Here is a 12,787-nt window from a genome sequence, read left to right on the forward strand (position 1 = left end):
GCCCCGCCCCCGACGATCCGAAGATCGTGGGGACGGGGCCCTTCGTCGTTCAGCGGGTCACTTACCGCCGGCGAGCTTCTCCCGCAGAGCGGCGAGCGCCTCGTCGGTGGCCAGGGTGCCGGCCGGCTCCTCGGCCTGCCGGCTCGGGGCCGGGCTGGACGAGGAGGTCGTGCCGCCGCCAGCGGCCGGGACGGCCGGAGTCGGGTTGGCAGCGGCCTCGGCGTCGGCGGCCCGGGAGGTCTGCACCTGCTTGGTGTGGGCCTCCCAGCGCAGACGAGCCTCGGCGTACTGGTTCTCCCAGGTCTCGCGCTGCTTGTCGTACCCCTCGAGCCACTCGCCCGTCTCCGGGTCGAAGCCCTCCGGGTAGATGTAGTTGCCCTCGGCGTCGTACGTCGCGGCCATGCCGTAGAGGGTCGGGTCGAAGTGCTCCTCGCCCTCGACGAAGCCCTCGTTGGCCTGCTTGAGCGACAGCGAGATCCGGCGGCGCTCCAGGTCGATGTCGATGACCTTGACCATGACCTCGGAGCCGACCTGGACGACCTGCTCCGGGATCTCCACGTGGCGCTCGGCCAGCTCGGAGATGTGGACCAGGCCCTCGATGCCGTCGTCCACCCGGACGAACGCGCCGAACGGCACCAGCTTGGTGACCTTACCCGGCACGATCTGCTGGATCGCGTGGGTGCGGGCGAACTGCCGCCACGGGTCCTCCTGCGTCGCCTTCAGCGACAGCGAGACCCGCTCGCGGTCCAGGTCGACGTCCAGGACCTCGACCTCGACCTCCTGGCCCACCTCGACGACCTCGGACGGGTGGTCGATGTGCTTCCAGGACAGCTCGGAGACGTGCACCAGACCGTCGACGCCGCCGAGGTCCACGAACGCGCCGAAGTTGACGATCGAGGACACGACGCCCTTGCGGACCTGGCCCTTCTGCAGCTTGTTGAGGAACTCGGTGCGCACCTCGGACTGCGTCTGCTCCAGCCAGGCCCGGCGGGACAGAACCACGTTGTTGCGGTTCTTGTCCAGCTCGATGATCTTGGCCTCGAGCTCCCGCCCGACGTACGGCTGCAGGTCGCGCACGCGCCGCATCTCGACCAGGGACGCGGGCAGGAAGCCGCGCAGCCCGATGTCGAGGATGAGGCCACCCTTGACCACCTCGATGACCGAGCCGCGGACGACACCGTCCTCGTCCTTGATCTTCTCGATCGTGCCCCAGGCCCGCTCGTACTGCGCCCGCTTCTTGGAGAGGATCAGACGACCCTCCTTGTCCTCCTTCTGGAGGACCAGGGCCTCGATGTGGTCACCAACCGTCACAACCTCGGCGGGGTCCACGTCGTGCTTGATCGACAACTCCCGAGAGGGGATGACACCCTCGGTCTTGTAGCCGATGTCGAGCAGGACCTCGTCCCGATCGACCTTGACGACGGTGCCTTCGACAATGTCGCCGTCGTTGAAGTACTTGATGGTCTCGTCGATCGCGGCGAGGAAAGCCTCCTCGGAACCGAGATCGTCGTGGGTGACCCGGGTGGCGCTCGAGGGGGCCTCGATGCTGCTCGTCATGTGGGCGGTTGCTCCGGTCGGTGGGTTGTCACAGCAGGCTGGTGTCGCGGTGACCTGTTCGCGCCAGCGGATCCGTCGCCGGGCACACCGAACGATCGCCTAGTGAGATCATGATGTGGCTCCGTCGACCGCGCACCTGCTCCCTGCCGAGGCAACGCGATCCGCGAGCGCATCGTCTAGCCTACCGTGCGCATTACCACAGCGTGCAAGCCCTCCCGGCTTCTCGCCGTGCGATGACCTGCGAAAGCCGAACAATCGCCCGGAAACCGCCCCTGCTGTCTCCTGCGTCACAGCAACCCCAACGGCCCCGTTCGCCGCGCCGCCGAACGCCCCGCTTGATCGACTCGGTTTCCTGAAAGACGGCGCGTCCCACCGGCCCGGACACCGCGACATCACGGAAACCGAGTCGATCAAGCGGCACCGCGCCACGCGTCACTCAGATCCTGGACGCGCCGCCGTACGCGATGGGGTGGGTGGGGCCTAGCGTGAGCGGGTGGATGACGACAGCCGGGTTACCCGGCGCCGGGTGGGTGACGCCGAGGCGCGGCGCGCCAACCGCGGCTGGTGGGACACCGACGCCGACGACTACCAGGCCGAGCACGGCGCGTTCCTCGGCGACGTGGACTTCGTCTGGTGCCCCGAGGGGCTGCGCGAGGCTGACGCCCGGCTGCTCGGCGACCTGTCCGGGCGGCGGGTGCTGGAGGTGGGCTGCGGGGCCGCGGCCGCCGCGCGCTGGCTGGCCACCCAGGGCGCCCGGCCGGTCGCCTTCGACCTGTCCGCCGGCATGTTGCGGCACGCCGCGGAGGCCGCCGACCGCACCCGGGTACGCGTACCGCTGGTGCAGGCCGACGCGCTCGCCCTGCCGTTCGCCGACCGGTCGTTCGACCTCGCCTGCACCGCGTTCGGCGCGATCCCGTTCGTGGACGACTCGGCGGCCCTGCTCGCCGAGGTGCACCGGGTGCTGCGCCCCGGCGGCCGGTGGGTCTTCTCGGTGACCCACCCGATGCGGTGGATCTTCCTCGACGACCCGGGCGAGGGCGGCCTGACGGCCGTGCACTCGTACTTCGACCGCTCCCCCTACGTGGAGCAGGACGAATCCGGCGCGGCCACCTACGTCGAGCAGCACCGCACCCTCGGTGACCGGGTCCGCGAGTTGGTCGGCGCCGGATTCCGGCTGGTGGACCTGGTGGAGCCGGAGTGGCCGGAGGGGCACGAGGGAGTCTGGGGGCAGTGGAGTCCGCTACGTGGCCGGCTCTTCCCCGGCACCGCCATCTTCGTCACCGAGAAGCCCGCCGGATGACCGCGACGCACTCGCGGTGCGGCCTGCGCCACATCGATCGGCGGTAGGCTCGCCCCATGAGCGCGGAGCCCATCTCGACACCACCTGGCCCCTGGTGTCCGGACCCGATGCGGCAGCAGCGCGCCGACTACACGGTCGAGGATCTGCTCAAACTGCCGGATGACGCCCCCCGCGTCGAACTCGTCGATGGAGTCATCCAGGTGACACCCTCCCCCACCCTGGGCCACCAGGACATCTGCAGCCTGCTCTGGATGTGGCTACGCTCCCATGCCCCAGCCGACCTGCGTGCCGCTCAAGCCGTCGGTGTCGAGCTCACCGCCAACACCAGCCGCCAGCCCGATGTCCTGTTGCGCCGCGCCGAGGTGCCGTCCGACCGATCCATGCTGCGGCCGGCGGATGTCGTGCTCGCCGTGGAGATCGTTTCGCCGGGCACCCGGCGGGTCGACCGGTTCGCCAAGCCGGGCGAGTACGCCGCCGCCGGCATTCCCTTCTACTGGCGCGTCGAGCAGGATCCGGTGCATGTGTACGCGTACCGGATCGGCGACCGAATGGGGCCGGGCGGGGAGCGGCAGTACGAGCTGGTCACCGACGGCGCGAACGTGATCGAGTTGACCGAGCCGTTCGAGATCAAGCTGCCGATCGCCGAGATCACGCCATAGTTCGCCGATCCTGCCGGCCGTTTCGCTCCGGCGGTGTCGGGTAGCCGGAGCGTATGGCCGAGCAGAGGGATTTCCGCGAGGGTGACCACGTCTCCTGGGCCAGTCACAGCGGACGGGCGTACGGCGTGGTCAAGGAGAAGCTGACCGATCGGACGCACGTACGCGGGCACGCCGTGAACGCGACCGACGACGAGCCGCAGTACCGGATCCGCAACGACGACTCGGGCCGCGACGTGGCCCACCGGCCGGAGGTGCTACGCCATGAGCAGGGGTGACGACGGCGGGGACACCTACCGGGAGTTCGCCGACGCGGTGAACATGAAGCCCGGCGAGCTGTCGAAGTGGCTGGAGAGCGACGAGTCGAAGCAGGTCGGCTGGCACAAGGGCGGTAGGTCCGGCGGCGGCGAGTCGGTGGGGCACGAGTCGGGTCGGAAGATCATCGACCTTTTGCGGCGCAAGCGCGGCGACCTGTCCGAGGGCGACTACAAGCACATGCGCAAGGTGGTCGGCTATGTCCGCCGGCACATGGCCCAGCGGCCCTCCGGCGACGTGAGCAGAACCAAGTGGCGCTGGTCGCTGATGAACTGGGGCCACGACCCTCTCAAGGGTCCGCTGCCGCCTCCGGGCGGCCCGTCCCGGCGCGCCCTCGACCGGCACGGCACACCGCCGAAGGAGCGTCGAGGACCCGGCCGCTGACCACCACTCCGACGCCACCGCGAAATCACGCCGGCGCCACCGGTTTGACGCCACCACTCTGATCCACAACGCCGAACAGCCCGACCACAGAGACCCAGTCGGGGTTCCGGGGCAGCCCGACCCGCGCAGGGATCAAGCCTGACCGCCCGGAGCGGGTCGGGCTGCCCCGGAACCCCACCACCGCAACACAGAATCAGTGGTCCGCGCTGTTCCAGTCCCGGCCTTCGCCGACCGACACCTCCAGCGGCACCGACAGCGGGTAGGCCTCGCCCATCTCCCGCCGGACCAGCGCCTCCAACGCCTCGCGCTCACCCGGCGCGACCTCGAAGACCAACTCGTCGTGCACCTGCAACAGCATCCGCGAGCGCAGCCCGGCCTCGCCCAGCGCGGTGTCGACGTGCAGCATCGCCAGCTTGATGATGTCGGCCGCCGAGCCCTGGATGGGGGCGTTGAGCGCCATCCGCTCGGCGATGTCACGGCGCTGCCGGTTGTCGCTGACCAGGTCGGGCAGGTAGCGGCGGCGGCCCAGGATGGTGGAGGTGTAGCCGTCCTGGCGGGCCCGGGCGACCACCTGCTGGAGGTAGTCGCGCACCCCGCCGAACCCGGCGAAGTAGTTCTCCATCAGCCCGCGCGCCTCTTCAGTGTTGATGCTGAGCTGCTGGGACAGGCCGAACGCGCTGAGCCCGTACGCCAGGCCGTAGTTCATCGCCTTGATCTTGCGGCGCTGGTCCGGGGTGACCTCGTCGACCGGCACTCCGAAGACCGACGAGGCGGTGGCCGCGTGGAAGTCGGCGCCGGAGTTGAACGCCTCGATCAGCGCGTCGTCCGAGGACAGGTGCGCCATGATGCGCATCTCGATCTGGCTGTAGTCGGCGGTCAGCAGGCACTCGTAGCCCTCACCCACCACGAACGCCCGGCGGATCCGCCGACCCTCCTCCGTGCGGATCGGGATGTTCTGCAGGTTGGGCTCGGTGGAGGAGAGCCGGCCGGTGGCCGCCACCGTCTGGTTGAAGGTGGTGTGGATACGGCCGTCGTCGGAGACCGACTTGAGCAGACCGTCCACGGTCGACTTGAGTTTGGCCACGTCCCGGTGGCGCAGCAGGTGGGCCAGCACCGGATGCGGGTTCTGCGCGTAGAGCCACTGCAGGGCGTCCGCGTCGGTGGTGTAACCGGTCTTGATCTTCTTGGTCTTGGGCAGGCCCAGCTCGGTGAAGAGGATCTCCTGCAACTGCTTGGGCGAGCCGAGGTTGAACTCCCGGCCCACCGCCTCGTACGCGCCCTGCGCGGCGGCCTTCACCTCGGCGGCGAAATGCGCCTCCAGCTCGGACAGGTAGTGCGTGTCGGCGGCGATGCCGGTGCTCTCCATGCTGGCCAGCACCCGCATCAGGGGCAGCTCCACCCCGGCCATCAGCCGGGCGGACTGCTCGCCGTCGCGGGACAGCTCGGCGTCGATCGCGTCGGCCAGGTCGAGGGTGGCCCGGGCCTGGAGCATCAGGTTCTGCTCGACCACCCCTTCGTCGCCGAGGCCGTCGAGGGTGAGCTGGCCGGACTCCGGGACGTCCACCCGCAGCTCCCGGTGCAGGTAGCGCAGCGCCAGGTCGGTCAGGTCGTAGGACCGCTGGTCGGGGCGGGCCAGGTACGCGGCGATCTGGGTGTCCCGGACGATGCCGGCCAGCTGCCAGCCGTGCGCGGCGCAGGCCAGCACGGCCGGCTTGCTGTCGTGCAGCACCTTGGGCCGCTGCGCGTCGGCCAGCCAGGCGGCCAGCGCTCCCTCGTCGGCCGGGTCGAGCCCCGCCGGGTCGACCCAGGCCGCCGCGCCGCCGGCGGTGGCCAGCGCGAGGCCGAGGACGGAGGCGGTGTGCCGGCGGTTGGGGCCGGTGCCGAGCTTGACCGCCAGCCCGACCGGGGTGCCGGTCGGGACGTGCGCGTCCAGCCAGCCGGTCAGCGCGCCGGGCGCGGTGAGCACCTCGCCGGTGAGGTCGAAGCCGGACTCGGCCTCCGGCTCGACCGCCTCCAGGTACTGGTAGAGGCGGTCGCGCAGGATGCGGAACTCCAGGGTGTCGAAGACCTGGTGCACCGCCTCCCGGTCCCAGCCGGCCCACCGGGTGTCCTCCGGGCGCAGCGGCAGCTCGAGGTCGGAGACCAGGCAGTTGATCTCGTAGTTGCGGATCACGTCGGCGAGCCGCTCGCGCAGGCTGTCGCCAGCCTTGCCCTTGATCTCGTCGGCCCGGGCGATCACGCCTTCCACCCCGCCGTACGTGGTGATCCACTTGGCCGCGGTCTTCGGGCCGACGCCCGGGATGCCGGGGAGGTTGTCGCTGGTCTCGCCGACCAGCGCGGCGAGGTCCCGGTACTGCTGGGGCGCGACGCCGTACTTCGCCTCGATCGCCGCCGGGTCCATCCGGGCCAGGTCGGAGACGCCCTTGCGCGGGTAGAGGACGGTGATCTGGTCGTCGACCAACTGGAACGCGTCGCGGTCACCGCTGCTGATCAGCACCGACATGCCCTGGTCGCGAGCCTGGCAGGCGAGCGTGGCGATCACGTCGTCGGCCTCGAAGCCCTCTTTCTCGACCACCGGGATCTGCAGCGCGGCCAGGACCTCCTTGACCAGGCTGACCTGGCCCTTGAAGTCGGTCGGGGTCTCGCTGCGGCCGGCCTTGTACTCCGCGTACTTGTCGGTGCGGAAGGACCGGCGGGAGACGTCGAAGGCCACCACGATGTGGGTGGGCTGCTCGTCGCGCAACACGTTGATCAGCATTGAGGTGAAGCCGTACACCGCGTTGGTCGGCTGCCCCGTCGTGGTGGAGAAGTTTTCCACCGGCAGGGCGAAGAAAGCCCGGTATGCCATGGAATGTCCGTCGACGAGAAGCAGGCGCGGTGTCGTAGCTGTCACGGCAGCGACTCTAGTCCGTCGCACCGACATCCCTGGCCCTCGGCACGGGGTGCCGCGACGCCGAGCCGAACGCCGACGGCCGGCCACCCCGCGAGGGATGGCCGGCCGCCGGTCGGAACGGCTCAGGCCACGCCGAGGTACGCCTCCTTGACCGACGGATCGTGCAGCAGGTCCTGACCGGACCCCTCCTTCACGATCTGACCGGTCTCCAGCACGTAGCCGCGGTGTGCCCGGGAGAGCGCCTGCTGGGCGTTCTGCTCCACCAGCAGGATCGTGGTGCCCTGCTGGTTGATCTCCGTGATGATGTCGAAGATCTGCCGGATCACCAACGGGGCCAGACCCATCGACGGCTCGTCGAGCAGCAGCAGCTTCGGCCGGCTCATCAGCGCCCGACCGACCGCGAGCATCTGCTGCTCGCCGCCCGAGAGCGTGCCGCCGGCCTGCTTGCGCCGCTCGGCCAGCCGCGGGAAGAGGGTCAGCACCCGGTCCAGGTCGGCGGCGATGCCGGCGGAGTCCCGCCGGGTGTACGCCCCCATGTCCAGGTTCTCCATCACCGTCATGCCGGGGAAGATCTGCCGGCCCTCGGGTGACTGGCACAGGCCCCGGACCACCCGCAGGTCGGCCCGGAGCTTGCTGATGTCCTCGCCGTTGAACGTGATCTTTCCGCTGGCGAGCGACCGGGTCCCGGAGATGGCCCGCATGGTGGTGGTCTTACCGGCGCCGTTCGCGCCGATCAGGGCCACCACCTCACCCTCGTTGACGCTCAGGCTGATGCCGTGCAGCGCCTCGATCCGGCCGTACGCGACGGCGACGTTCTCAAGCTCAAGCAGCGTCATCGGCTGGCTCCCCCAGGTACGCGGCGATCACCTTCGGATCGCGGCTGACCTCCGCGGGCGCACCCTCGGCGATCTTGCGGCCGAACTCCAGCACCACGATCCGGTCGGTGACCCCCATGACCAGCCGCATGTCGTGCTCGATGAGCAGGACGGTCAGGCCCATGTCACGGATCTTGCGAATCAGGGTGAGGAGCTCCTCCTTCTCCGCCGGGTTGAAGCCGGCGGCCGGCTCGTCCAGGCAGATCAGCTTCGGCTCGGTGGCCAGCGCCCGGGCGATCTCCAAGCGACGCTGGTAGCCGTACGGCAGGTTGCGCGCCTCGTCGTTGGCCCGGTCGGCGATCCCGACGAAGCGCAGCAACTCGAGCGCCTTGGCCTCGGCGGCCCGCTCCTCCAGGACGTACCGGGAGAGCCCGAACATCCTGGCGCAGGACCGACGGATCTCCTGCCACGTCCGGGCGAGCCCGGACGTAGCCGTGACCTGCGGCAACTCGTGCGGCTTGGCCTTCAACCGGGGAATCCGGAACAGCGCACCCGGCACGCTCGTCTTGTGCCGGGAGTCCGTGCCGACCATGACGTTCTCCATCGCCGTCATCTCCGGGAAGAGACGGATGTTCTGGAACGTCCGGGAGATGCCGAGCTGGCTGATCTGGTGCGGCTTGCGACCGGTCACCTTCTGTCCGCGGAACCGGACCGCCCCGGAGGTCGGCTTGTACACCCCGGTCATCACGTTGAAGCTGGTGGTCTTACCGGCGCCGTTCGGGCCGATCAGACCGAGGATCTCGCCCTCGTAGATCTGGAAATTGATCTTGTCGAGGGCGACCACACCGCCGAAGCGGAGCGTGACGTCGTCGACCTCGAGCAGCACCGAGCGCGGGCCCGGCTGGGTCGGGATCTTCGGCGTCGCCGTGCTGCTGGTTTGGTCAGACATGAGCGGGCGCCTCCTCTGCCTCAGCCGCGCGGTCCTTCAACTCACGGGCACGCCGCCGGCTGGGGATCAGGCCCTGCGGACGCAGGATCATCACCAGCACCATGGCCAGACCGAAGACCAACCACCGGTAGTCGGCGAAGTCGCGGAACCGCTCCGGCAGGTACGCGAGCAGCACCGCGCCGAGCGAGACGCCGATCATGTTGCCGGAGCCGCCGACCACGACCATGGCGACGAAGAGGATGGAGAGGTTCGCGTTGAACTGGGTCGGGTCGATGAACGCGTTCCGGCTGCCGAACAGGAAGCCCGACAGGCCGCCGAGCGCCGCACCGATGGCGAACGCCCAGAGCTTGAACTTGAACGGGTACACACCCATCACGGCGGCGGCGTCCTCGTCCTCGCGGACCGCCAGCCACGCCCGGCCGACCCGGCTGCGCTCCAGCCGGCGAACCAGGAACACCATGATCAGCACGAAGGTGATCGCCAACCAGTACCAGGGCTTCGCGTCGATCAGGCCGAAGACCTTGTTGTCCGGCGACGGCGCACCCTCCGGGCCGGGAATGGCCGAGATGCCGACCGGGCCGTTGGTCAGCCCGGTGGCGTTGCGGGCCACGATCCGGATGATCTCGCCGAAGCCCAGCGTCACGATGGCCAGGTAGTCACCGCGCAGCCGCAGCGTCGGCCAGCCCAGCAGCACCCCGGAGATCATCGTCAGCACGATCGCGATGAACAGGCAGATCGCCCAGGTCACCGCCCACGTCGGCGGCAGGTTGAACTCCTGCTGGATCCACTTCACCACCGGCGAGTTCACCGAACCGAACAGCGCCACGCTGTACGCCCCGATGGCGAAGAAGCCGATGTAGCCCAGGTCGAGCAGGCCGGCGAGGCCGACCACCACGTTCAGACCGATCGCGACCAGCACGTAGATGGCGCAGACGAAGAGCACGCCCGCCCAGTTGTTACCGCCCTCGATCGAGTCGGTGCGCAGCCAGGTCAGGCCCGGAATGCCGAGCAGCGGCAGGTAGTAGAGGAGCGCCACGAAGGCGGCCAGCCCGAGGGCCTGCTGCCACTTCGTCAACGCCCGCCAGCGGTCGCCGACCGTGGTCAGCATGTTCACCCGGCGGCGATCAGCGGAGCGAATCTTGTCGATCATGCGCGGGCCCTCCCGAGCGACTCGCCCAACAGACCGGTCGGCCGGAACATCAGCACCACGATCAGCACCACGAAGGCGATGACGTCCTCCCAGTTGGACGCGAAGAGCGTGGCGCCGTAGACCTCGACGATGCCGAGGAAGAGGCCACCCAGCAGCGCGCCGCGCAGGTTACCGATGCCGCCCAGCACCGCGGCGGTGAACGCCTTGAGGCCGAGCACGAAGCCGATGCTGTTCTGGGTGAAGCCGAAACGCATGCTCCACAGCAGAGCGGCGGCGCCGGCCATGATCCCGCCGAGCACGAAGATCAGCATGATCACGCGTTCCTGGTTGACGCCCATCAGCGCGGCGGTCTCCGGGTTCTGGGCCACCGCCCGCACACCCCGGCCGTACCGGGTGCGGTTGATGAACCAGTCCAGCAGCGCCATCATCGCCACGGCCGCGACGAAGACGATCAGCTGAATGTTCGTGATCGCCGTGTTGCCGATGGTGAACAGGGTCTCCTGCTGGATGATCGTCGGCATACCGACGATCTGGCGGGGCCGACCGAACGCCTCCGGCAGCACGCCGCCGAGCAGCTTGGGCAGCACCTGGCCGAAGAGCTCCACGAAGACCAGCGACAGACCGATCGCGGTGATCAGGAAGATCAGCGGCGGCGCGTTCTTGCGCCGCAACGGCCGGTACGCGATCCGCTCCAGGGCAAGCGCCGTACCGCCGGAGGCGGCCGCCGCCACGAGCAGACCGAGCACCAGGAACAGGATCGCCTGGCCGACAGGCGGGTTATTTTCCACCCCGAGCTGGTTCCAGAGGATCAGCACCGCGAAGGTACCGACCATGAACACCTCGGAGTGCGCAAAGTTGATCAGACGAAGGACGCCGTAAACGAGGGTGTAGCCGAGGGCGATCAGGGCGTAGATGGCGCCCTTGGAAAGGCCGTCGACCGTGTGCTGGCCGAGATGGCCGATCAGTTCATCGAAATGCACCGGGGGTCTCCTTGAATCGAGTGCGGCCGGGGTGAAACACCCCGGCCGCACTCCAGTGCCTGGGCGTCAGCTGAGCTTGAGCTCCTGCAGCGCCTCGATAGCAGTGCCCTTGATCTGGTAGGCCCAGATGACGACCTTCGTCGGGTCGACGTCACCCTTGGCATCGAACTTGATGTACTTCGACACGCCCTGCTTGTCGTACGCCTTCACGTACGCCAGGATGTCCGCCCGGCTCTTCTTGCCGTCCTTGAAGGCGTCCAGGTAGATCGTGGCGCCGTCGAAGCCCTCAGCACCGTAGGAGCCCGGCGGGATGCCGTACTCCTTCTGGTAGTCGGCGGAGAAGGTGCCGCCGGCCTTGTCGGCCGGGAGGCACGGGCAGGTGATGATGGCGCCCTCGGCGCCACCGGAGGCACCGGACGGGAACGCCGTGTCGTACAGACCGTCCGGGCCGACGAACTTGGCCTGGACACCGGCGGCACGCATCTGCTTCACCAGCGGAGCGGCCTCACGGGTGTAACCGCCGTAGAAGACGAAGTCCGCCTGCGCCGACTTGATCTTGGAGATCGTGGCGTCGAACTGCGCCTGCCGCTCCTGGATCTTGTCCTTGTTGACCACCAGCGGGCCGAGCTGCTTGCCCAGCTCCTCGGTGATGCCCGCGCCGTACGCGCTGGCGTCATCGATCATGAACACCTTCTTGGCGTTCTGCGTCTTCAGGTAGCTCGCCACCGCGCCGGCCTGCGTGCCGTCGTTGCCGACCACCCGGTAGAAGGACGTGTTGCCCTTCTGGGTCAGGTCGGTGCGGGTCGCCGACGGGCTGACCATCGCCAGGCCCGCGGCCTGGTAGATCGGCATCGTGGCGTCGGACTCACCGGAGAAGTGACCACCGATGACACCGAGGAACGAGTTGTCACCCGCGATCTGGTTCGCGAACGGGGTCGCCACCGCGGGGTCACCCTGGGTGTCGAACTCCTGCATGGTGACCTTGCAGTTCGGGTTCGCCGCGTTGAACTGCTTCACGGCGAGCTTCGCGCCGTTCAGCGACGGGATCACCAGACCCGCGTTGTCACCCGTGAACGCGCCGAAGATCGCGATCTTGCCACCGCAGTCACCAGACGCGGTCCCACCATCGCCGCCACCGGAATCCTGGCAACCAGCCGCGACCACCAGGGTCGCGGCGAGCGCAACGGTACCCAGCGCCCGTACATAGCTTCGCCTCACGGCTTCCTGACCTCCTCCAGATGCGGACGCGGCTGACCCGAAGCGACGGCGACAGCAGCAGACCCGCAATTCCACCCACCCCGCAGGGACTCCCCCTGCGTTACGGCTCGTGATGGCGGAGCGTACCGACACCGCACACCCTCCCGGAAGGCCTGAACGGGGGGTCTGCGAAACCGTTACGAAGACGTGCGCAATCCTGTCGATGTCCGTAACAGGTGAATCCGTCGGTCGGTCCTTAATCACGCGGCCGGTCGGAGCGCACCCGCACCAACCCGGACCACCACCTCCGGAACGAAAGACCGATTGACCTGCGAAAACGCCCCGAAATCCCCGGCCCGAGGACCGGAGCCGAGCCGCAACCACCGGCACTCAGGCCCCGACGCCGCCCGCCCACCACAGAGCGGCCCGCGAGCCGTCGTCCGCCGCCAACCACCACCGGTCACCCACCGCCACCAGCGCCACGTCCCGATCGACCCCCGCCGGCACAGCCAGCGGCATCGCGACCTCCCGCCACGACCCACCCCGATCCGCCGAGGCCCACACCGAATACCGCACACCGTCCGCCACGGC

General features: G+C 69.1%; 11 protein-coding genes and 1 pseudogene. 4 read left to right on the forward strand and 8 right to left on the reverse strand.

Annotated features, from left to right (window positions below):
* Positions 1 to 57: 57 nt before the first annotated feature.
* On the reverse strand, positions 58 to 1,557 hold the full coding sequence (gene rpsA / locus EAD98_RS22170; RefSeq protein WP_121655943.1) for a 30S ribosomal protein S1: 1,500 nt from the start codon (positions 1,555 to 1,557) through the stop codon (positions 58 to 60).
* A 493-nt stretch (positions 1,558 to 2,050) separates the two neighbouring features.
* Here rpsA and EAD98_RS22175 point away from each other — a divergent pair, with 493 nt between their 5' ends.
* From EAD98_RS22175 to EAD98_RS22190, 4 genes are read left to right on the forward strand one after another with little or no spacing between them, the layout of a single operon-like run.
* A complete protein-coding gene (locus tag EAD98_RS22175; protein ID WP_121655944.1) occupies positions 2,051 to 2,857 on the forward strand; it encodes a class I SAM-dependent methyltransferase in 807 nt (268 codons plus the stop codon).
* Between the two features lie 56 nt (positions 2,858 to 2,913).
* Entirely contained in the window at positions 2,914 to 3,516 is a 603-nt protein-coding gene (locus EAD98_RS22180; RefSeq protein ID WP_233583921.1) for a Uma2 family endonuclease, read from the forward strand.
* A gap of 53 nt (positions 3,517 to 3,569) precedes the next feature.
* Complete coding sequence (locus EAD98_RS22185; RefSeq protein ID WP_121655946.1) at positions 3,570 to 3,791, forward strand: DUF2945 domain-containing protein; 222 nt, start codon at positions 3,570 to 3,572, stop codon at positions 3,789 to 3,791.
* Entirely contained in the window at positions 3,778 to 4,212 is a 435-nt protein-coding gene (locus tag EAD98_RS22190) for a DUF3140 domain-containing protein (RefSeq protein ID WP_121655947.1), read from the forward strand. Before EAD98_RS22185 ends, EAD98_RS22190 begins: the two co-directional genes overlap by 14 nt.
* Before the next feature lie 193 nt (positions 4,213 to 4,405).
* On the opposite strand, the gene polA is transcribed toward EAD98_RS22190, so the two are convergent.
* The 7 genes and pseudogenes from polA to EAD98_RS31640 all read right to left on the reverse strand — a co-directional run.
* Entirely contained in the window at positions 4,406 to 7,105 is a 2,700-nt protein-coding gene (gene polA, locus EAD98_RS22195) for a DNA polymerase I (protein ID WP_121655948.1), read from the reverse strand.
* 122 nt (positions 7,106 to 7,227) lie between these two features.
* Positions 7,228 to 7,941: an ABC transporter ATP-binding protein gene (locus EAD98_RS22200; protein WP_089019819.1), complete on the reverse strand. Its 714-nt coding sequence runs from the start codon at positions 7,939 to 7,941 to the stop codon at positions 7,228 to 7,230.
* Positions 7,928 to 8,869, reverse strand: a complete 942-nt coding sequence (locus EAD98_RS22205) for an ABC transporter ATP-binding protein (protein WP_121655949.1) — start codon at positions 8,867 to 8,869, stop codon at positions 7,928 to 7,930. The genes EAD98_RS22200 and EAD98_RS22205 overlap by 14 nt, the downstream gene beginning before the upstream one ends.
* The gene (locus EAD98_RS22210) at positions 8,862 to 10,019 is read right to left on the reverse strand and encodes a branched-chain amino acid ABC transporter permease (protein WP_121655950.1); all 1,158 of its coding nucleotides are present in this window, start codon (positions 10,017 to 10,019) and stop codon (positions 8,862 to 8,864) included. Before EAD98_RS22210 ends, EAD98_RS22205 begins: the two co-directional genes overlap by 8 nt.
* Positions 10,016 to 10,999, reverse strand: coding sequence for a branched-chain amino acid ABC transporter permease (locus EAD98_RS22215; RefSeq protein ID WP_121655951.1), 984 nt, complete (start codon positions 10,997 to 10,999; stop codon positions 10,016 to 10,018). Before EAD98_RS22215 ends, EAD98_RS22210 begins: the two co-directional genes overlap by 4 nt.
* A 66-nt stretch (positions 11,000 to 11,065) precedes the next feature.
* Entirely contained in the window at positions 11,066 to 12,217 is a 1,152-nt protein-coding gene (locus tag EAD98_RS22220) for a branched-chain amino acid ABC transporter substrate-binding protein (RefSeq protein WP_121655952.1), read from the reverse strand.
* A 369-nt stretch (positions 12,218 to 12,586) separates the two neighbouring features.
* Positions 12,587 to 12,787, reverse strand: a pseudogene (locus tag EAD98_RS31640) (hypothetical protein); the annotation flags it as partial.

Origin of the sequence: Micromonospora sp. CV4, from assembly GCF_003667455.1 — a bacterium.
GTDB lineage: Bacteria > Actinomycetota > Actinomycetes > Mycobacteriales > Micromonosporaceae > Micromonospora.